Raw genomic sequence first — 19,737 nt, forward strand, 5'->3', positions numbered from 1 at the left:
GTTTGAGGTGTTCGTCTTTGCATGTAAATTCACGAATCTGAACTTCTCTCATTCATATTTGAATGCGTCATGGACTGGAGTGATGTCCGCATCTTTCTGGCGGTCGCTCGCTCGGGCTCGCTGAGTGGCGCAGCGCAGCGCTTGGGGATGTCCCAGCCAACCATGGGACGTCGCCTGCGAGCCTTGGAAGACTCGACCGGTCAGAGGCTGTTCCAACGCGGGCGCGAGGGGTTTCAACTCACGGATGAAGGCGCGTCGGTGCTATTGCACGCCGAGCGGATGGAAGAAGAGGCGCTCGCCATCGAGCGACAACTTGCAGGACGGGGCGCCGAGCTCCAAGGTCTTCTCCGGGTGTCGTCTTCAGACTGGTTCGGACTCCATGTGCTTTCGCCCGTAGTTGCGCGGTTCGTTGCGCTTCACCCTGGGGTGCGCGTCGACCTCATCACGGACTCGCGCTTTCGCGACCTTGCCCGACGGGAGGCGGAGCTGGTGTTTCGCATCCGGCCTTCGGAAAGCCCGGACATCGTCCAACGGCAGTTCATGCACATGACCTATGCCCTGTACGGTCCGGTCGGGATGCCTCCGCCGACGGCAGGCGATGGCGCGGGCAGCCGGCTCATCACGTTGGATGCGGCGTTCGAGGACCTCCCGGATGTGCACTGGCTGCGAAACACGTTTCCGGGAGCGACCTTCGCGCTGGGTAGCAACAATCGCGATGTGCAGGCTCGCACATGCGCCCTGGGGGCAGGTTTCGCCGTGTTGCCGACTCTGCTGGGTGACCAGTTTCCCGGTATCGAGAGACACGATGTCCACCCGTCACCCCCGGGCAGGGACGTTTGGTTCGCCTATCACCAGGACCTGCGTGGACTGGCACGACTGCGCGCATTCCTGGACCTGGTCATCAATTGCGTCGGCGAGGGCGCCGGTTCGACGTCGAGCAGCCCGTAAAATCCAAATTGGCGTCGATTTGAATAAGCGAAGTTCATTCATTCATTCAATAAAGACGCCTTTGTCGCCAACGTTCATGACGCCATGCGACGAACCCCCTCAACTTCAAAGGTTCAGACTCAATGACGAAGTCCTACGCGCAACTCAAATCCGCCATCGCCAAACTCGAAAAGGAAGCGGCTGCGCTCCGTGAAGCTGAAATGACAAAGGTGATTGCGCAAATCAAGGAGTCGATTGCCACGTTCGGCCTGACTGTCGAACATCTCTTTGGCCGTGGCGCCAAAGCGTTGAAGGTGGCCGCCGTCAAGGCCTTCGGCGAGGGCAAGGCACCTCGCAAGGGCGCAGGCATTCCCAAGTACCGCCATCCCAAGACGGGCAAGACCTGGACCGGCTTCGGCAAGGCTCCCGGATGGATTGCCACGGCTCGCAACCGTGACAAGTTCCTCATCGCCCCCTCTGGCGTCGCTGCGGCACCTTCGGTCGAAGGCGTCGACGCGCCGGTCGCGGCCGTCGCAAAAACCACCCGCAAGGCCCGCCTTGTCGCACCGGTGAAAAAGTCGATTCGCGCCAAGAAGGCCGCGCCAAGGAAGAGTGCTCCTTTGAAGAAGGCTGCGCCGGCACGCAAGGCAGCTGCTGCGCCCAAGGCCCCAAAGGCCGCCGCCAAGACCCGCCGACCGCGCGCGTCCACGAAAGCTTCGGCGCCTGTGTCGCCCGCCGTCTCGGCAGAGACGACCGCATCCGCAAGCTGACATCGCAGTCTGCCTCCTTCGGCCGAAGGAGGCAGACGAACGGGCCGCTGCGCGGCCCTTTTTTTTTTGGCGCAGCTGCGCTCAGGGCAGCAGTTCGAACTTCAGGTCCGCCAGCGGCATCACCTTCTCCTCGCGCACCAGCTTGTATTCGGTGTTCGGGCCCAGCCACTTGGCCCAGAGGCGGTCGAGTTCGCCCGACTTCTCGAGCGCATACAGCGCGCCGTTCACCTTCGCCAGCAGCTGCGGCTCGTCCTTCTTCATGCCGATGCCGATCGGCTGCAGCACCATCGGCTCCTTGATCATCTTGAGCGGCACGCCTTCGGTCTTCGACTGGTTGACCAGCTTGGTGATGGTCATGGTGTTGGCCACCATCCCCATCGACTTGTTCTGCTGCACCGCCATGAAGGCCGATCCGGTGTCCTGGAAGGTCACGGGCTCGGAGCCGTTCATCTTGATGGACAGCTCGGAGGTCGAACCCTTGGTCGAACTCAGGCGCTTGCCCTTGAAGTCGGCCTTGGTGGTGCCGGGGTCCGAGGCCTTGACCGCGAGCATCTCCTTGGCGACGTAGTAGGGATCGCTGAACTGGATCTGCTCGCCACGGCTCTTGGTGTAGGCCAGGTTGGCGATCGTCACGTCGACCCGGCCCAGCTTGACTTCAGGCACCCGCGCCTCCACCGACAGCGGCGTGACCTTGGCCGTCAAACCAAGCTCCTTGGCCAGCGCGTTGCACAGGTCGACGTCATGCCCGACCATCTCGCGCGTCTTCGGGTCCGGCGCGGCGAACGGCGGCACGTCGGCGAAGGTGCCGCATTTGAGTTCCTTGCGCGCGGCGATGTCGGCCCACTGGTCGGCATGCGCCAGCAGGGAGAGCGCGGACAGGCAGACGCCCAGGGCGCCGAGTTGAAGAGCGGTCGGTTTCGACATGGAGATCTCCTGAAGGGGTGAGAGGGCGGGGGAAGGGTCAATGGGCGCGCAGGTCGGACAGGAAGCGCTGCGCGCGCGGATGCTGCGGGTGACGAAAGAAGGTCTCGGGCTCGGCCTTCTCGAGGATCCGGCCGGCATCCATGAACCACACGCGGTCGGCGACTTCGCGGGCGAAGTTCATCTCGTGCGTGACGCACATCATGGTCATGCCATCGCTGGCCAGGCCACGCATCACCGACAGGACCTCGCCCACCATCTCGGGGTCGAGCGCGCTGGTCGGCTCGTCGAACAGCATCGCGGGCGGCTCCATGGCGAGCGCGCGCGCGATCGCCACGCGCTGCTGCTGCCCGCCCGAGAGCTGCGCAGGAAAAGCGCCGGCCTTGCCCGACAGGCCGACCCGCTCCAGCAGCTGGCCGGCCTTCTCGCGGGCCTGGGCCTTCTTCACGCCGAGCACCCGCATCGGCGACAGCATGATGTTGTCCATCACCGAGAGGTGCGGAAAGAGGTTGAAGCTCTGGAACACGAAGCCGATGCGGCTGCGCAGCCGGTTGAGCGCCACGCTGCTCATCGGCGCGTGGATGTCGTGGCCGTCGAACAGCAACTGGCCCGACTTGATCTCCTCGAGCCGGTTGACGGTGCGGATCAAGGTCGACTTGCCGGAACCGGACGGCCCGCAGACCACCACGACCTCGCCCTTCTTCACTTCGGCGCAGACGTCGGTCAGCGCCTGATAGTCGCCGTACCACTTGTTGATGTTGTTGAACAGAATCATGGGGTCGTCCTGGAGGGGCGATGGGGGGTTCATGGTCTGTCTCCGTCGGTTTCTGTGGTGGGCCGTCTGCGCGGCCTCAGGGATGGGTGGCCACGGCGGGCGGCAGGTCGCTGGCGCCGGGGTCCTGGCGGACGGCGGTGCCGAGCCGCTTGAGGGCGATGCGGCGCTCCAGCCAGAGCGCCAGCCGGGTCAGGCTGAAGCAGACCACGTAGTAGGTCATCGCCAGGATGAAGAACACCTGGAAGGGCTTGGTCAGCAGCTGGTTGTTGATCTGGTTGGCGGCAAAGGTGAGCTCCTGGACATTGATCACGTAGCCCAGCGTGGTTTCCTTGATGGTCGAGATGAACTGGCTCAGCATGCTCGGCAGCATGTTGTAGAGCGCCTGCGGCAGGATCACGTAGAACATCGTCCCGAGGTGGCTGTGGCCGAGCGCGCGCGCCGCCTCGCTCTGCCCCTTGGGAAGGGACTGGATGCCCGCGCGCACCACCTCCGACAGGTAGGCGCCCTCGTAGATGACCAGCGTGCAGAGCATCGTCGTGAAGCCGGACACGTCGCGGCCGATCAGGATCGGCACCAGGAAATAGACCCACAGGATCACCATCAGCAGCGGCACGCCGCGCACGATGTAGACCAGCACCGTGGCGGGCACCCGCAGCAGCTTCCACGGCGACAGGCGCGCCAGCGCGAGCAGCACCGACAGCGGAAAGGCCAGCACGATGCCGAGCACCGACAGGATCAGGGTGGCGACGATCCCGCCCAGGGGCCCGTTCGGATACTGGCCCACCAGCAGCAGCAGCCAGTTGTCCCTGAGGATCTCGAAGATGCTGAACATGGGCTACCTCGCACCGACGATTCGATAGCGCCGCGCCACCCAGGCGCCGACGGCCATGATGAGCAGCGAGAACGCCAGGTACAGCACGGTGGCGGCGCTGTAGGCCTCGAAGGTGCGGAAGCTCTGGCTCTCGATTTCCTTCACCGCATGCGTCAGCTCGGCGACGCCGATCGCCATCGCCAGGCTGCTGTTCTTGAACAGCGACACGCTGTGGTTCACCAGCGCCGGCACCGCGTTGCGGATCGCCTGCGGCAGCATCACGTGACGCATCGATCCGATGTAGCCGTGGCCCAGCGCCCGGGCGGCCTCGGCCTGCCCGGCGGGAATGGAGCGCAGGCCGGAGCGCATGTCCTCGCTGAAATACGCCGCCTGGCACAGGCCCAGCGCGACGATCGACAGCAGGGTCTCGGCGTTGTGCTCCGACAGCCAGGCCTGCAGGGCGTCGGGCAGCAGGCTGAAGATGCCGAAGTACCAGAGCATCAGCTGCACCAGGGTCGGCACGTTGCGGTGGTAGGACACATAGGCCGCCACGGCTCGCTCGGCGATCGGCTGGCCCGTCAGGCGCACCACCAGCAGCACGATCGCGATGGCCATGGCCAGCAGCCAGGAGCCGGCGGCGATCTGCAAGGTGGCCTCGATGCCGTGCAGCAGCATCAGGCCGAACTCGGGCTTGAGCAGGATCGCCAGGAGATCGAATTCCTTCATTGCCGGTCCTTGGTGTGGCAGGCGCCGTGCGGAGCGATGCGAGACCCGGACTCAGGCCTGCGCCGCGCCGGGACGCGTGGTCGACAGGCCGCCCGGAACCTGCATGGTGGGCGTGATTTCCATGTGGCCGACATTGACCGCGATGGGCGCCGCGATCGCGAAGGCGATCGCATCCGCGATGTCCTCGGCCTGCGGCAGCTCGAAGCCTTCGACGAAGCGCTGGTGGGTGGCTTCGGAATCGCCGTGCACGTGGGCGAAGATGTCGGTCGCGACGCGGCCCGGACAAATCTCGGTGACGCGCACCCGCTTGCCGAAGCAGTCGATGCGCAGTTGCCGCGACAGCATGCTGACGGCGGCCTTGGTCGCGTGGTAGGTGCTGTTGCCGCCGAAGTTGTAGGCCGCCGCGATCGAGCTGATGTTGACCACGTGCCCGCGGTCGCGCGCTGCCATGCCGGGGACGACGAGCCGGCAGAGGTGCAGCACGGCGCGCAGGTTGACGTCCACGAGCAGGTCGATCCCTTCGGCATCGGCCGCGAGGATCGAGCCGGGCCGGTCGACGCCGGCGTTGTTGACCAGCACGTCGAAGTCGACCTCCTTCGCCAGCGCGGTGATGCTGCGCAGGTCGCTGACGTCGATGGCGTGCGGGATGCAGCCGGTGCGCGCGGCCAGCGCCTCGAGCTTGCCGCCGCTGCGCGCCAGCGCGTGGACCTGCAGGCCTTCCTTGCAAAGGCGCTCGACCACCGCGGCACCGATGCCGGAGGAGGCGCCCGTCACGAGGGCTGTCTTGTAGTCGGAGAACGGCATGGCGATGGCTTTCAGTGGAACGAAGGACGATGCGATGGATTCACTGTATCGAGCGCTCCGGCAACGCGCCAAGACGGTTTGTCTGTGGAGCGATAAGGGGCCCTTATGTCGCCCGGGAAGGGTGCGCGCCGGCTCAGGGTTGGCACCATGTCCGGGCCCCTCAGGCCGCCTGCCGGGAGATCGGGACGACCCGTCCGTGCGCCTCGACCAGCGCGCGCACCCCGCGCGCCAGCGCCACCGCCCCCGGCGTGTCGCCATGGACCAGGATCGAGTGGACGCGCATCGGGATCTTCCGGCCGCCATAGCTGGTGACCGTGCCCTCCTCCAGCAGCTGGCGGACCCGGGCCAGCACGCGCGCCGGCTCGTGGATCACGGCGTCCGGCATCTTGCGCGGGATCAGCAGGCCCTCCTCGTCGCAGGCGCGGTCGGCCAGGAAGGTGGTTCGCACGCGCAGGCCGCAGTCCGCGGCGGCTTCCTCGATGGCGCGGCTGGCCGACGAGCTGATCGTGAGCGACGGATCGAAATCGGCGACCGTGCGCACCAGCGGCCCGGCCAGCGCCGGATCGGCCGCCGCCATGTTGCCGAGGGCGCCGTGGAAGCTCATGTGCGTCAGGCGGTGGCCGGCGGCCCGGGCCATGCCGGACAGCGCGGCGAGCTGGTAGAGCACGCAGGCAGAGAGCTCGGCCGGGTCCATCTGCATCTGTCGCCGGCCGAAGCCGACCAGGTCCGGAAAGCCCACGTGGGCGCCGACGTCGACGCCGTGCCTGAGCGCCGTGCGCACGGTGCGGTCCATGATGAGCGGGTCGCCGGCATGGAAGCCGCAGGCGACGTTGGCCGACGAGACGATGCCGAGCAGGGCCTCGTCGTCGCCCATGCGCCAGGGTCCCAGCCCCTCGCCGAGGTCGGCGTTCAGATCGATGTCCATGGTGCGGTCCCTTCGCCGTCAGGTCGTTTCTTGAAACTCGATCAGGGCGGCGCCGAAGCCGACCGCCGCCCCATCGTCCGCGAGCCACCGGGCCACCCGCCCGGGCACCGGCGCGAGCACCGGCAGCAGCAGCGGGCCGATCTGCAGCACGCCCACGGCCTGCCCCGCCGACACCGGCTCGCCGATGGGCGCCAGCGCTGCGGCGTGCAGCGGGTGCGCGCGCCTGAAGACGCCGACCGAGGCGGCCCGCAGCGTCGTTGGCGCGTGGTGGGCCTGCGGCGCGCCGAAGCGCAGGGTCTCGAAGGGCGTGCGCAGCTCGAAGTAGCCGATGTCGGTCCCGGCCAGCCAGCGCGCGATGTCCTCGCGTTGTGCGTCGGTCTTCTTCACCGGGCGCCCCGCGCGCTGCAATGCAGCGCCACCATCCGTTCGACCTTCGCCAGCCATTGGCGGGCTTCGTCGCGCGCAGCCACGGCCTGCGCCCAGGTGGTCTCGATGAAGCGGATGCGGCTGCCGATCGGCGCCTGCCCGAGCCGCCACAGGTCGGCCTCGATCACGGTGCCGAACTTTGGATAGCCGCCGGAAGGCTGGGCGTCGCGCATCTGGACGATCGGCTGGCCGCTGTGGGGCACCTGGATCACGCCCGGCACGATGCCGTGCGACAGCAGTTCCATGGGTGCGATCGGACGCAGCGCTTCGCCGTCGAGCCGATAGCCATAGCGATCGCTCTGGGCGGTGATCTTCCAGTCCCGGTCCCAGAAGGCTTCGCGCGACGCGGGTTCGAAGGCCAGGTATTCGGCCGCCGGCAGGACCCGCACGGCCGCGATGCCGTCGCGCTGCAGGGGCATGGCCAGCGCCGGCGGAACCAGGCCGAAGCCGGTGGGCCGGCCGTGGCCGTCATGGCCGCAGCGCAGCACGTCGCCGCGCTTCAGCGCCCGCCCTTCGAAGCCGCCGAAGGCGCCGCGCAGCTGGGTGCTGCGCGAGCCCAGGACCTCCGGCACGTCGACGCCGCCGGACAGGCACAGCAGGGCCCGGCTGGCCCGCATCGGGCCCTTCGGGACGCCCAGCGCCAGCACCTCGCCGGCCCGTGCGCGATGCGTCCACCAGGGCAGCAGGGGCCGCTCGTCCAGCCGCGCGTCGCAGTCGGCGCCGGTCAGGGCAAAGGCGCAGTCGGCGCCGAAACGCACTTTGAAGGGAAACACCGGGATCTCGATGCCGGCCGCACCCACCGGGTTGCCGAGCATCAGGTTGCCGGCCGCCAGCGCCAGGTCGTCCATGGCGCCCGAGGTACCGACGCCCCAGCGCAGGCTGCCGTTGCGGCCGAGGTCCTGGACGGTCGCCAGCGCCGCGTTGGAAAGGATTTCGATCATCGCAGGACGGCCTCCACGCGGAAACGGATCATGTCGCCGGGCTGCAGCGCGGCCGGCGGCTCGGCCGCCGGGTCGAAGAAGGACATCGTGGTGCTCCCGATGGTGTTCCATCCGCTGGGGCCGGCGGACGCCGAGACGCCGGTCTGCGCACCGCCGATCGACACCGCGCCGCCCGGGATGCTCATGACCGGCACCTTGCGCCGCGGCGTGGCCAGGCGCGGGTCCATGCCGCCGAGGTAGCAATAGCCGGGATGGCTGCCCAGCGCATAAACCGGGTAGAGCGGCGCGCTGTGGAGCTCGACGATCTGCTCGACCGAGAGCCCGGTGTGCGCGACCACGTCCGCCATGTGCGGCCCGCCGGCGCCGCCGTAGACCACCGGCAGCTCGACCACCCGGCCGCTGCGGGCGAGCGGTACGGCGGCCTGCCATGCGGCCATCAGCCGCTCCTGCAGCGCATCGAGCGTCTGAGGCGGCTCGACGAAGGTCAGCATCAGGTTCTTCATGCCCGGCACCGCTTCGCGGATCTCGGGCCAGGCCTCGGCCTCCTTCGCCAGCGCCCAGATGCGCTGCTGCGCTTCCAGGTCGAATGCGCCCGGCGCCTCGAACAGCAGCGCGGTGGTGCCGAGCAGGCTGAAAACCGGCGTCGCGGGCAGCGAGTTCATGCCGCGCTCCGCTGCGCCAGCCAGCGCTCCAGATGGTGGATGTCGACGCCGCCGGCGGCGAAGCCCTCGTCCCGCATGATGGCCCGGTGCAGCGGCACGTTGGTCGCGATGCCCTCGACCTGCATCTCGGCCAGCGCCAGGCGCATGCGATCGAGCGCATCGGCGCGCGAGCTGCCGTGGACGATCAGCTTGGCGATCATCGAGTCGTAGTACGGCGGCACGCGGTAGCCGGCCCCGGCATGGGTGTCGACGCGTACGCCGAAGCCGCCCGGCATGTGCCAGCCCGTGATGCGGCCCGGCGACGGTGCGAAGCTGTCCGGGTCCTCGGCATTGATGCGGCATTCGATCGCGTGGCCCTGGCAGGCGATGTCGGCCTGGGTCAGGGCCAGCCGTTCGCCGCGTGCGGCGCGCAGCTGCTGCTGCACGATGTCGATGCCGGTGGTCATTTCGGTCACCGTGTGCTCGACCTGGAGCCGCGTGTTCATCTCGATGAAGTAGAAGGCGCCCTTCTCGTACAGGAATTCGAAGGTGCCCACGCCGCTGTAGCCGAGCTGCCGGCAGGCGGCCGCGCAGCGCTCGCCCACCTCCGCCACCAGCGCCTCGTCGATGCCGGGCGCCGGCGCTTCCTCGACCACCTTCTGGTGGCGCCGCTGCAGCGAGCAATCCCGGCTGCCGAGCCAGATCGCATGGCCATGGCTGTCGGCCAGCACCTGGATCTCCACATGCCGCGGATGCAGCAGGAACTTCTCGATGTAGACCTCGGCGTTGCCGAAGGCGCGGCGCGCCTCCTCGCGGGTCAGGGCGATGGCCTCGAGCAGCGCGCCTTCCTCGTGGACCACGCGCATGCCGCGCCCGCCGCCGCCGCCGGCGGCCTTGACGATGACCGGAAAGCCGACCTCGCGCGCCAGAGCCAGCACCTCGGCCGGCGCCGACGGCAGACCTTCGTCGGGTCCGGGAACGCAGGGCACGCCGGCCCTGCGCATCGCACGCTTGGCCGCCACCTTGTCGCCCATGGTGCGGATGCAGGCCGCGCTGGGGCCGACAAAGACAAGCCCGGCGTCCTCGACCTGCTGCGCGAAGCCCGCGTTCTCCGACAAGAAGCCATAGCCCGGATGGATCGCCTGCGCGCCGCTGACCTCGGCGGCGAACAGCAGCGCCGAGGGGTCGAGGTAGCTTTGCGACGGACTCGCCGGGCCGATGCACAGGGCCTGGTCGGCCTGCCGCACATAGACCGCGTCGCGGTCGGCTTCCGAGTGGACCGCCACGGTCTTGAGGCCCAGCCCGCGGCAGGCGCGCTGGATGCGCAGGGCGATCTCGCCACGATTGGCGATGAGCACGGTGTCAAACATCGGGCTGCCCCCGGCGGATGCGAAAGAGCGCCTGCCCGCCTTCGACTTCGTCGCCCGAGGCCACCATCACGGCTTCGATCGTGCCGTCGGCGTCCGCGCGCACCTCGTTGAAGACCTTCATGGCCTCGATCACGCAAAGGGTCTGGCCGGCCGTGATGCCCTGGCCGACGCGCACGTAGGCGGGCTCGCCGGGGGTCGGCTGGAGGTGGACCACGCCGTAGAGCGGCGCCACGCACAGGGTCGAGGCGTCGGCGGCGGCCGATGGCGCCACCGGCTCCGCCGTGGACGGCGAACCGTCTTCGACGGGCGTCGCCTTCTTCACCAGCCTCAGCGTGCTGCCGTTCTCGCTGAAGCGGAGTTCCGCGAGGTCCGACGCCGCGAGGGAATCGATGAGTAGCTTGATCTGTTCCTGGTTCATGCCCGGGTCCGCCGGTAAGGGCGAGCTCCTGAAGGACCGACGCGCTCCACGAACGCGTGACGGCTGGCATGAAAGGTAACTGGCGCGCGCGCCGATGCCAAAGACGGTTTGGCTGTGGCGGGATAAGGGCGCCTTATGACGCCGGCCGCGGCCCGGGGCTCAGCGGGTGGCGGCGCCGCCGTCCAGGTCGGTGACCAGTTCGAGCAGGATGTCCTTCACCGCCTGCGCCGGCTCCGACAGCGGCAGGTGGTCGGACTGGCAGAGCGCGAGCGGCGCTTCGATCACGGGGTCGACGATCTGGAACTGCCAGGCGCCGCAGGCCGCGACCACCTCGCGCGCCATCGAGGCCGGCAGGATGGTGCAGCCCAGGCCGTCGGCGATCGCGGCCGTCAGGGTGAAGGCGGATTCGATCTCGGCCACGATCCGGGGCGCGATGCCCAGCCGCATGCAGGCGGCATCGACCAGCTTGCGCACCACGTTGTAGGGGCGCGGCAGGAACAGTTCGATCTCGTGCAGGTCGGCCAGCCTCACCGGCTGCGCCGGCGCCGGCAGCGACGCCGGCCCGACCAGGAACAGGGGCTCCTTGAGCAGCGGCAGGAAGGTCAGGCCGTGGATGGCCTTGTCGCCGTACAGCACCGCCAGGTCCATGCGGCCGTTCATGATGAGCTCGCTCAAGGTGGTGCCGTAGTTCTCGTTGAGGTACAGCAGGATGCCGGGATGGCGCGCCCGCACGGTGCGCAGCAGGGGCAGCGACAGCGCCGAGGCCGCAGTGCCCGGCGCCAGCCCGACCGACACCGGCCCCGACACGCCCTGCCCGGCCGCCTCCATGTCGACCGTCGCCTGCTCGCACTGGCGCAGGATGATCTGGGCGTGCCGGTACAGCACCTTGCCGGCCTCGGTCGGCGTGACGCCACGCCCGGTCCGCACGAGCAATTGCTGGCGGACTTCGCCTTCGAGGGTCGCCAGTTGCTGGCTGAGCGCCGGCTGGGCGATGAACAGATGCTCGGCCGCCTGGGTCAGGCTGCCGATGTCCACGATCTTGACGAAGTATTTGAGGCGGCGGAGGTTCACGACCGGTCCACATGCAAAAGACAAGCCTGGCGTTCGGCTGTCGGGCTCCCATCTTAAGCACGCCGCCATTTCCAGGCTACGGGACTACCCGGATGCGTCCGTTGGTCAGCCGCTGGTAAAACCACGGCATGACAACAAAGTCCCGGATTCCGAACATCACCCGCGCCGAGTCCGAAAACCAGACGACCGGCTTCGCCAAGGTGTTCGGGTTCCTGCGCGAACAGCTGCTCGAAAGCCGCATCCGCACCGGCGACCGGCTGCTTCCCGAACGCGAACTGGCGCTCCAGCTGGGCGTCAGCCGTCCGATCGTGCGCGAAGGCCTTCGGGCGTTGTCCATGATGGGCGTGGTCGAGATCCGCGAACGCGTCGGCACGGTGGTTCGACAGCCTGACGTCTCCGTGCTCGGCGACGTGTTCGCCTTTTCGCTGGCACAGGCACCGGATGCACTGGACGATGTCATGCAAGCCCGCATCGCACTCGAATGCCAGGCCATCCGCCTCGCCTGCCAACGCGCCACCACCGCCGACATCGAGCGCATGCGCGCCGCACTGGACGCCATCGAGGCCACAGTGGACGACGCTGCCGGAGGGGCACTGGCCGACTTCGAATTCCACCAGGCGATCGTGCGGTCGAGCAAATCCGACACGCTGATCCAGCTGCATGGCGCGATGGCCGCGATGCTGACCCGCTCGCACCGGGACCGCCGCCATCTGGTGGGCGAACACAAGGACGAGTCGATCAAGCGCACCGTGGTCGAAGACCACCACCTGCTGCTGGAGATGGTGATCGCCGGCGACGAAGACGCCGCCGACCAGGCCCTTCGCAAGCACTTCCGCATCGGCGACGAATTGAGGCGGCAGAAGGCAATTGCTCCCCGCAAGGCGGCCGCCGCGCCGGCGGCCCCGCCGACCGCCAAGAAACCCAGGAAGGCCAAGGCAACCCCATGAGCGATGAAACAAGCAAGGGCGTCGTCGGCTTCATCGGCATCGGGACGATGGGGCGCGAGATGGCCATCAACCTCGCGAAAGCCGGCCATCGCGTGAAGGCCTACGACGTGCGGCGCGAGGCCGTCGACGCACTCGCGCCTTTCGGCATCGACGCGGCGGCCAGCATTGCCGATGCAAGCACCGCGGCCGACGCCGTGGTCACGATGCTGCCGGACACGCCGGACGTCGAGGCTGTCGTCCATGGCGACGGCGGACTCCTTGCTCATCCGCCGGCGGGTCGACTGGTCATCGACATGAGCACCATCGCACCCGGCGCCGTGCGCCGCATGTCCGCCGACCTGGCCCGCATCGGCGTCGCATTCCTCGACGCGCCCGTCTCGGGGGGGCCGATCGGCGCCCGGAACGCGGCGCTGTCCATCATGGCCGGAGGCGACGCGGCAGCCTTCGAAAAGGCCCGGCGCTTCTTTTCGGCGATGGGAACCACGATCACGCACGTCGGCGAAAGCGGGTCGGGCCAGGCGGTCAAGCTGTGCAACCAACTGATCTGCGGCATCAACTTGCAGGCGATCTGCGAAGCGCTGGCCCTCGGCCGTGCCGCCGGCGTCGACCTGCCCCGGCTGCGCGAGGTGCTCATGGGGGGATCGGCCGCTTCATGGATGCTCGACAAGCTGGGCCCGCAGATGATCGAGGGCGACGCTTCGGCCGGCTTCCGGATCGACCTGATGCTCAAGGACCTGCGCCTGGTGGCGCAGCAGGCCGCGGAAACCAACGTGCCGCTGCCGGCCACTTCACTGGTCACGACGCAATACCTCGATGCACGGGCCCACGGCGAAGGATCCAACGGCAACCAGGCCCTGTTTCGCGTCTACGACCGCATGAGCGGACAGGCACCGGCATGACGCTCGATTTCGCGGCGGTGCTGTCGCGCTGGCCGATGTTTCTCGACGGCGCGATCGTGACCGTGAAACTCGCGACCGGTGCAACCGTCGTCGGCTTCGCCATCGGAACGCTGTTCGCCATCGCCAAGCGAAGCAACGTGGTGTGGGCGCAGCGCGTGGCAAGCGCCTATGTCGAGGCGATCCGCAACACACCGCTGCTGGTGCAGATCTTCCTGGTCTACTTCGGCCTCAGCAGCATCGGCCTCAAGCTGCCCGCCATCACGGTGGCGACCGCGGCGCTGATCATCAACGTCGGCGCCTATGCGACCGAGATCATGCGGGCCGGCTTCGACTCCATCCACAAGGGCCAGGTCGAGGCCGCCGAATGCCTGGCGCTCAGTCGCCGGCAGGTCTACTGGCACGTCGTCCTGCTGCCGGCGATGGAGCGGGTCTACCCGGCGCTGACCAGCCAGTTCGTGCTGCTGATGCTGGCGACCTCGGTCTGCTCGCAGATCTCCGCCGAAGAGCTCACGGCCGTGGCGAACTTCGTGCAGTCCGACACCTACCGGCCGTTCGAGACCTACGTGCTGGTCGGCGTCCTCTACGTGCTGCTTTCTCTCGCCATGCGCGCAGCGTTCTGGGGGCTGGGCATGTGGCTCTTTCCGCGCCGGCGCCGGCTGGGGACCGCCCTGTGACGACCGGCCTGAACGCCAATCACCTGCTGTTCCTGCTGCACGGGGCGGCCTGGACGATCGGCCTGTCGTTGATCGCCTTCATCGGCGGCGGCCTGCTCGGCATGGTCGTCGCGCTGTGCCGGGTGTCGCCGCTCAAGTCGGTGCGCCTGGCCACCGGCACCTACGTGCAACTGGTGCAGGGCACCCCGCTCATGGTGATCCTGTTCATGACCTTCTTCGGCCTCCCCGCCCTGGGCCTGAAGATCTCGCCGCTGACGGCAGCGAGCGCGTCGCTGCTGGTCTATGTGTCGGCCTACCTCGGCGAAATCTGGCGCGGCTGCATTCTCTCGGTGCCGCGCGCACAGTGGGAAGCGGCCGAATGCCTGGCGTTGACGCGCGCGCAGCGCATGCGGAAGGTCGTCTTGCCGCAGGCGATCCGCATCGCCACGCCGCCCACCGTCGGCTTCATGGTGCAGATCGTCAAGAACACCTCGCTGGCATCGGTGGTCGGCTTCGTCGAGCTGGCCCGTGCCGGCCAGATCATCAACAACTCGCTGTTCGAGCCCTTCCTGGTCTACCTGATCATCGCGGCGGTCTACTTCGCGCTGTGCTATCCCCTGTCGCGCTGGAGTCGCCGGCTCGAGCGCCGCAGCGCCCGGGCGCAGGAAGCCCGGAGCTTGTCCACCCCGCCGGGCCAACTCTCCCTGACATGAGCGACAGCTATATGAACAGCGACGATCCCATCGTGATGCTGCGCGACGTGCGCAAGAGCTTCGGCAGCCACCTGGTGCTGGCCGGCGTCGACATGGAGGCGCATCGCGGCGAGGTCACGGCCATCATCGGCCGCAGCGGCTCCGGCAAGAGCACGGCGCTGCGCTGCATCGATCGCCTCGAAGTGGTCGACAGCGGCCAGATCTCGGTCTGCGGGCGCCGCGTGGACGACCCGAACGTCGACCTCAAGGCCTTGCGCCTCGACGTCGGCATCGTCTTCCAGAGCTACAACCTCTTCCCGCATCTGACGATCGAAGAGAACATCATGCTGGCCCCGCGTGCCGCCAAGGGCGTCGACAAGGCACAGGCGCGCGAACTCGCGCAATCCGTCCTCGCCAAGGTCGGCTTGTCGGAGAAGGCGAAGGCCTATCCCGAGCAGCTTTCCGGTGGCCAGCAGCAGCGGGTCGCGATCGCGCGGTCGCTGGCGATGCAGCCGAAAGTCATGCTGTTCGACGAGGTCACCTCGGCGCTGGACCCCCAGTTGACCGGCGAGGTCCTGAAGGTCATCGAGGAACTCGCCGCCGCCGGCATGACCATGGTCATGGTCACCCACGAGATGGCCTTTGCGCGCCGGGTGGCCGACAAGGTGGTCTTCATGCATTCCGGGCGCGTCTGGGAACACGGCGATGCAAGCATCCTGACCGATCCGCAGACGCCGGAACTCCAACAATTCGTGCACAGCGACTTGTAGCTTCACCGATCCCAAGCGAACAACCAAGGAGACAAGATGACACCGATTCGTTCTTCCCTCGCAGCAGCCTGCCTCAGCCTATTGGCATTGACCGCACACGCCGACCTGCTGGACGACATCATGGCGGCGAAGAAGATACGCATTTCGACCGACGTCGCGATCCCTCCGGCCGGCATGATGGACGCCAACATGCAGCCCACCGGCTCCGATGTCGAGACCGCGAAGCTGCTGGCCCAGGATTGGGGCCTGCAGATCGAGTGGGTGCCGACCACCGGCGCGACCCGCATCCCGAACCTCAACACCGGCAAGGCCGACATCGTCATCTCGACCCTGTCGGTCACGCCCGAGCGGGCCAAGATCATCGACTTCTCGAAGCCCTACGCGGTTCTTCAATCGGTCGTGGGCGCGCCGAAGAATGCGTCGATCAAGGATTGGGGCGACCTGAAGGGAAAGAACGTCACGGTCTCCCGCGGCACGACGCAGGACACCGAACTGAGCGCCATGGCGAACGACAAGGGCTTCAAGGTCGTGCGCTACGACGACGACGCCACCGTGGTTGCCGCGGGCGCCACGGGCCAGGCGGAGGTCGTCGCGACGTCGGTGGCGTTGGTGAACCAGATCTCGGCCAAGAATCCGCAGAAGCCCTGGGAGCCGAAGTTCGTCATCCGCAATTTCGACCTCGCGATCGGCGTCAAGCAAGGCGAGCCAAGGCTGTTGGCGAAGCTGAACGAATGGGTCGCCGCCAACCTCAAGAACGGCAAGCTGAGCGACACCTACAAGAAGTTCTATGGTGTCGGCCTGCCCGCGTCCATGACCAACTGAAAACCTGAAAGAACGCTGCACCATGAAACTCGCCATCGGCTCGGACCACGCAGGTTGGGCACTCAAGGGCGGCGTGATCGCCCATCTCGAGGCGCTTGGCCACCAGGTGGTCGACGTCGGAAGCCACGACGCCAATCCAGTGGACTTTCCAGACATTGCCCAGGCCTTGACGGCCCAGGTGCTGTCCGGCGAGGTCGAGCGCGGCATCATGGTGTGCGGCACCGGCGTCGGCGCGGCGATCGCGGCGAACAAGGTGCGCGGCATCCGTGCCGCCGTCTGCCACGACGTGCATTCGTCGCACCAGAGCGTCGAGCACGACGACGTCAACGTCATGTGCATCGGTGCCCAGATCGTGGGACCCTGGCTTGCCAACGACCTGGTGACGGCGTTCCTCGATGCGAGGTTCGACGACAACGAAGACTATCGCCGTCGGGTCCGGAAGCTGCACGACATGGAGCGAGACCTCAAGTGAAGCCCCAGGCGATGCGGCAAGGCGTCGTCGTCTTCGGCAGCCTGAACATGGACCTGGTGGCACGCGTGCCGCGCATGCCCAGGCCCGGCGAGACCCTCACCGGCGAGAGCCTGCTCGTCAATCCCGGCGGCAAGGGCGCCAACCAGGCGGTGGCCTGCGCGCTCCAGGGTGCAAGGGTGCAGATGGTGGGTCGGGTTGGCGACGATGACTTCGCGGACCAGTTGCGGGCAGCCCTGGACAGCCGTCGGGTCGACCACACCGGCGTCGGCAGCACACCGGGCCAGAGCACCGGGGTGGCGATGATCATGGTCGACAGCAGCGGGCAGAACTGCATCACCGTGATTCCCGGCGCCAATGCATCGGTGACTGTCGCCGATGCGGACCTGCTGCGGACGCACCTCGAACGGTCGGCGATGCTGCTGCTGCAGCTCGAGGTGCCGTTGGACTCGGTGGTGCGTGCCGCCGCGGTCGCGCGCCAGGCCGGCTGCACCGTCCTGTTGAATCCTGCGCCTGCGCAACTGCTGCCGCCCGAACTGTGGCGGTCGATCGACATCCTGGTCGTCAACGAATCCGAGGCCAGCCTCCTCTCCGGCATGCCCCTGGTCACGCGCTCGAACGCCGGGGAAGCTGCGAACCTCCTGCGCCGGAGCGGACCGGGCGACGTGCTGGTGACGCTGGGCGAGCAAGGCGTCGTATGGAGCTCCGGCGCCGGAACGCAGCACTTCGTGGCGCAGCCGGTTGTCGCGGTCGACACCACGGCGGCGGGGGATACGTTCATCGGCGCATTTGCGGCCCTGCGGGCGGAAGGCCGCGGGATGGCCGAGGCAATTCGCCATGCCATACGCGCTGCGGCAATTTGCGTGACGCGCGTCGGCGCTCAGGCGTCGATGCCTTCGCGGGCTGATGTCCTTCGGGAGACCTTTCCCAACCCACCATAAGCTCTTCCTATACGACCAGAGCGAACTCGTCTTGGCCTCGCGAGCGGGATTTGCGTACCGTTCGGTCCGTGCAATCCCTCAACCAGGACGACATGTGACCACCTCCCGAATTGCCGCCCGCGTGCGGCGGATCAAGCCCTCGCCCAGTACCTCCGCCGCCGACCGCGCCAATGAGCTGCGCCGCCAGGGCAAGTCGATCGTGAACCTCGTGGTCGGCGAGCCCGACTTCGACACGCCGGCCCACATCCGCCAGGCCGCCGCCGCCGCGATCGAGAAGGGCGCCACGCGCTACACCCTGATGGCGGGCACCGTGGAGCTGCGCCAGGCGATCGTCGCCAAGCTCGAACGCGAGAACGGCCTGCACTACGCGATCGACGAGATCATCGCCACCAACGGCGCCAAGAGCGCCATCTACAACGCCCTGGCGGTCACGCTGGAGCCGGGGGACGAGGTGATCGTGCCCGCCCCCTACTGGGTGTCCTACCCGGACATGGTGATCGCCTGCGAAGGCGTGCCGGTGACCGTCCCCTGCCCCGAATCCAGCGGCTTCAAGCTGCAGCCGGCGCAGCTCGAGGCGGCCATCACGCCGCGCACCCGCTGGCTGCTGATCAACTCGCCGAGCAACCCCACCGGCGCCAGCTACACCGCCGACGAGTACCGGGCCCTGGCCGAGGTGCTGCTGCGCCATCCCCAGGTGCTGGTCATGACCGACGACATCTACGAGCACATCCGCTTCGACGGCCAGAAGACGCCGCACCTCCTCGCGGTCGCGCCGGCCCTGCGCGACCGCACGCTGGTCGTCAACGGCGTGTCGAAGACCTACGCGATGACCGGCTGGCGCATCGGCTACGTGGCCGGGCCGGTGGACCTGGTGCGCGCGCTCGACACGCTGCTGTCGCAGTCGGCGGGCAACTGCTGCTCGGTCAGCCAGGCCGCGGCGGCGGCTGCGATGAACGGCGACCAGAGTTTCGTGACCGAAAGCGTCGCCATCTACAAGCAGCGCCGCGACCGCACGCTCGCGCTCATCAACGCGATCGGGGGCCTGAGCTGCGCGACGCCGCCGGGCGCGTTCTACCTCTACATCAACTGCGCCGGCCTGATCGGCAAGACCACGCCCGCGGGCAAGACGCTGGCCGAGGACGGCGACGTGGTGATGTACCTGCTCGAGAGCCAGGGCGTGGCCGTGGTCGCGGGCACCGCCTACGGGCTGTCGCCCTACTTCCGCCTCTCCATCGCGACCTCGATCGAAACGCTCGAGGAGGGCTGCGCCCGGATCGCCCGGGCCGTGGCCGAGCTGCACTGAAGGACACCACCATGACATTCAAAGGCATCCGCAAGAACCCGTCCGCGCCGCAGGTCGACGCGGCGATCCTCGCCGCGCTGCGCGACATCCCGGTCGCGGCGCTGAGCGACAACATGCACCGCAACATCGGCAGCGTCGGCCTCACGCCCTACCACCGGCCGGGCCCGGCCACCATGGCGGGCACCGCCGTGACGATCAAGTCGCGCGGCGGCGACAACCTCACGCTGCTGCGGGCCTTCGAGTTCTGCCGCCCCGGCGACGTGATCGTGATCGATGCCGACGGCGACCTCTCGAATGCCGTGATCGGCGGCATCCTGTCCTTCTATGCCGCCACCATCGGCACCGCCGGCGTGGTGCTCGACGGTGCGATCCGCGACCTGGCGGAGATCCGGGCGCGCGACTTCCCGGTGTATGCGCGCGGCGTGAACCACCGCGGCCCCTACAAGGACGGCCCGGGCGAGATCAACGTCCCGGTTTCGGTCGGCGGCATGGTGGTGAACCCCGGCGACATCGTGGTCGGCGACCAGGACGGCCTGATGGCCTTCGCACCCGACGAAGCCGAGGCGCTGATCACCAAGGCGCGCGCCCATCTCGAGGCCGAGGCCAACACCATGCGCGCCATGAAGGAGGGGCGCTGGGACCGGTCCTTCATCGATGCGCTCGAGGCGCGCTGCGCCAACTGAGCCAGGGGGAAACCCCGGCCGTCCGCGGGCCG

At 68.0% G+C, this 19,737-nt stretch carries 24 protein-coding genes; 12 read left to right on the forward strand and 12 right to left on the reverse strand.

Translation table 11 applies throughout. The features are described 5' to 3' along the window. Positions 1–69 precede the first annotated feature (69 nt). Positions 70–948 carry a LysR family transcriptional regulator gene (locus QZH52_RS10410; protein ID WP_286530410.1) on the forward strand — a complete coding sequence of 293 codons (879 nt, stop codon included), beginning with the start codon at positions 70–72 and terminating at the stop codon, positions 946–948. A gap of 122 nt (positions 949–1,070) precedes the next feature. Then, complete coding sequence (locus tag QZH52_RS10415) at positions 1,071–1,697, forward strand: H-NS histone family protein (RefSeq protein ID WP_301807792.1); 627 nt, start codon at positions 1,071–1,073, stop codon at positions 1,695–1,697. 81 nt (positions 1,698–1,778) lie between these two features. Here QZH52_RS10415 and QZH52_RS10420 read toward each other — a convergent pair whose 3' ends face one another. The 12 genes from QZH52_RS10420 to nac form a co-directional block, all read right to left on the reverse strand. Further along, positions 1,779–2,621 (reverse strand): ABC transporter substrate-binding protein, encoded by an 843-nt coding sequence (locus QZH52_RS10420; RefSeq protein WP_286509428.1) that lies wholly within the window; start codon positions 2,619–2,621, stop codon positions 1,779–1,781. A gap of 37 nt (positions 2,622–2,658) precedes the next feature. Further along, the gene (locus tag QZH52_RS10425; RefSeq protein ID WP_286526091.1) at positions 2,659–3,393 is read right to left on the reverse strand and encodes an amino acid ABC transporter ATP-binding protein; all 735 of its coding nucleotides are present in this window, start codon (positions 3,391–3,393) and stop codon (positions 2,659–2,661) included. Positions 3,394–3,469: 76 nt separating this feature from the next. Next, entirely contained in the window at positions 3,470–4,225 is a 756-nt protein-coding gene (locus QZH52_RS10430) for an amino acid ABC transporter permease (RefSeq protein WP_286530416.1), read from the reverse strand. A 3-nt stretch (positions 4,226–4,228) separates the two neighbouring features. Then, complete coding sequence (locus tag QZH52_RS10435) at positions 4,229–4,930, reverse strand: amino acid ABC transporter permease (protein ID WP_286530418.1); 702 nt, start codon at positions 4,928–4,930, stop codon at positions 4,229–4,231. 51 nt (positions 4,931–4,981) lie between these two features. Continuing rightward, positions 4,982–5,734, reverse strand: coding sequence for an SDR family oxidoreductase (locus QZH52_RS10440; protein WP_301807800.1), 753 nt, complete (start codon positions 5,732–5,734; stop codon positions 4,982–4,984). 160 nt (positions 5,735–5,894) lie between these two features. Next, positions 5,895–6,659 (reverse strand): LamB/YcsF family protein, encoded by a 765-nt coding sequence (locus QZH52_RS10445; RefSeq protein WP_301807803.1) that lies wholly within the window; start codon positions 6,657–6,659, stop codon positions 5,895–5,897. 18 nt (positions 6,660–6,677) lie between these two features. Beyond that, the gene (locus QZH52_RS10450; protein WP_301807806.1) at positions 6,678–7,046 is read right to left on the reverse strand and encodes a biotin/lipoyl attachment domain-containing protein; all 369 of its coding nucleotides are present in this window, start codon (positions 7,044–7,046) and stop codon (positions 6,678–6,680) included. Beyond that, positions 7,043–8,026: a 5-oxoprolinase subunit C family protein gene (locus tag QZH52_RS10455; protein ID WP_301807808.1), complete on the reverse strand. Its 984-nt coding sequence runs from the start codon at positions 8,024–8,026 to the stop codon at positions 7,043–7,045. Before QZH52_RS10455 ends, QZH52_RS10450 begins: the two co-directional genes overlap by 4 nt. Beyond that, the gene (pxpB, locus tag QZH52_RS10460; protein ID WP_301807811.1) at positions 8,023–8,688 is read right to left on the reverse strand and encodes a 5-oxoprolinase subunit PxpB; all 666 of its coding nucleotides are present in this window, start codon (positions 8,686–8,688) and stop codon (positions 8,023–8,025) included. The genes QZH52_RS10455 and pxpB overlap by 4 nt, the downstream gene beginning before the upstream one ends. Next, positions 8,685–10,037, reverse strand: coding sequence for an acetyl-CoA carboxylase biotin carboxylase subunit (gene accC, locus QZH52_RS10465; RefSeq protein ID WP_301807813.1), 1,353 nt, complete (start codon positions 10,035–10,037; stop codon positions 8,685–8,687). The genes pxpB and accC overlap by 4 nt, the downstream gene beginning before the upstream one ends. Continuing rightward, a complete protein-coding gene (locus tag QZH52_RS10470) occupies positions 10,030–10,455 on the reverse strand; it encodes an acetyl-CoA carboxylase biotin carboxyl carrier protein (protein WP_301807816.1) in 426 nt (141 codons plus the stop codon). Before QZH52_RS10470 ends, accC begins: the two co-directional genes overlap by 8 nt. Before the next feature lie 159 nt (positions 10,456–10,614). Next, positions 10,615–11,526, reverse strand: a complete 912-nt coding sequence (nac, locus tag QZH52_RS10475) for a nitrogen assimilation transcriptional regulator NAC (protein WP_301807819.1) — start codon at positions 11,524–11,526, stop codon at positions 10,615–10,617. A gap of 128 nt (positions 11,527–11,654) precedes the next feature. Between nac and QZH52_RS10480 the strand changes: the two genes are divergently transcribed. The 10 genes from QZH52_RS10480 (at position 11,655) to QZH52_RS10525 (ending at position 19,705) form a co-directional block, all read left to right on the forward strand. Further along, positions 11,655–12,473, forward strand: a complete 819-nt coding sequence (locus QZH52_RS10480; protein ID WP_301807822.1) for a FadR/GntR family transcriptional regulator — start codon at positions 11,655–11,657, stop codon at positions 12,471–12,473. Continuing rightward, positions 12,470–13,372, forward strand: coding sequence for an NAD(P)-dependent oxidoreductase (locus QZH52_RS10485; RefSeq protein ID WP_301807825.1), 903 nt, complete (start codon positions 12,470–12,472; stop codon positions 13,370–13,372). Before QZH52_RS10480 ends, QZH52_RS10485 begins: the two co-directional genes overlap by 4 nt. Then, the gene (locus QZH52_RS10490) at positions 13,369–14,046 is read left to right on the forward strand and encodes an amino acid ABC transporter permease (protein WP_301807826.1); all 678 of its coding nucleotides are present in this window, start codon (positions 13,369–13,371) and stop codon (positions 14,044–14,046) included. The genes QZH52_RS10485 and QZH52_RS10490 overlap by 4 nt, the downstream gene beginning before the upstream one ends. Next, positions 14,043–14,738, forward strand: coding sequence for an amino acid ABC transporter permease (locus QZH52_RS10495; RefSeq protein ID WP_286530439.1), 696 nt, complete (start codon positions 14,043–14,045; stop codon positions 14,736–14,738). Before QZH52_RS10490 ends, QZH52_RS10495 begins: the two co-directional genes overlap by 4 nt. Then, the gene (locus QZH52_RS10500; protein WP_286530441.1) at positions 14,735–15,487 is read left to right on the forward strand and encodes an amino acid ABC transporter ATP-binding protein; all 753 of its coding nucleotides are present in this window, start codon (positions 14,735–14,737) and stop codon (positions 15,485–15,487) included. Before QZH52_RS10495 ends, QZH52_RS10500 begins: the two co-directional genes overlap by 4 nt. A gap of 36 nt (positions 15,488–15,523) precedes the next feature. Further along, positions 15,524–16,309 (forward strand): transporter substrate-binding domain-containing protein, encoded by a 786-nt coding sequence (locus QZH52_RS10505; RefSeq protein WP_286530443.1) that lies wholly within the window; start codon positions 15,524–15,526, stop codon positions 16,307–16,309. A gap of 22 nt (positions 16,310–16,331) precedes the next feature. After that, entirely contained in the window at positions 16,332–16,781 is a 450-nt protein-coding gene (gene rpiB, locus QZH52_RS10510) for a ribose 5-phosphate isomerase B (protein WP_286525909.1), read from the forward strand. Continuing rightward, on the forward strand, positions 16,778–17,719 hold the full coding sequence (gene rbsK / locus QZH52_RS10515; protein ID WP_301807834.1) for a ribokinase: 942 nt from the start codon (positions 16,778–16,780) through the stop codon (positions 17,717–17,719). Before rpiB ends, rbsK begins: the two co-directional genes overlap by 4 nt. Before the next feature lie 94 nt (positions 17,720–17,813). Continuing rightward, positions 17,814–19,022 (forward strand): aspartate transaminase, encoded by a 1,209-nt coding sequence (locus tag QZH52_RS10520; protein ID WP_301807835.1) that lies wholly within the window; start codon positions 17,814–17,816, stop codon positions 19,020–19,022. Positions 19,023–19,033: 11 nt separating this feature from the next. Then, complete coding sequence (locus QZH52_RS10525; protein ID WP_301807837.1) at positions 19,034–19,705, forward strand: RraA family protein; 672 nt, start codon at positions 19,034–19,036, stop codon at positions 19,703–19,705. The last annotated feature ends 32 nt before the right edge of the window (positions 19,706–19,737 follow it).

Origin of the sequence: Variovorax ginsengisoli (genome assembly GCF_030486595.1) — a bacterium.
Lineage (GTDB): Bacteria > Pseudomonadota > Gammaproteobacteria > Burkholderiales > Burkholderiaceae_C > Variovorax > Variovorax ginsengisoli_B.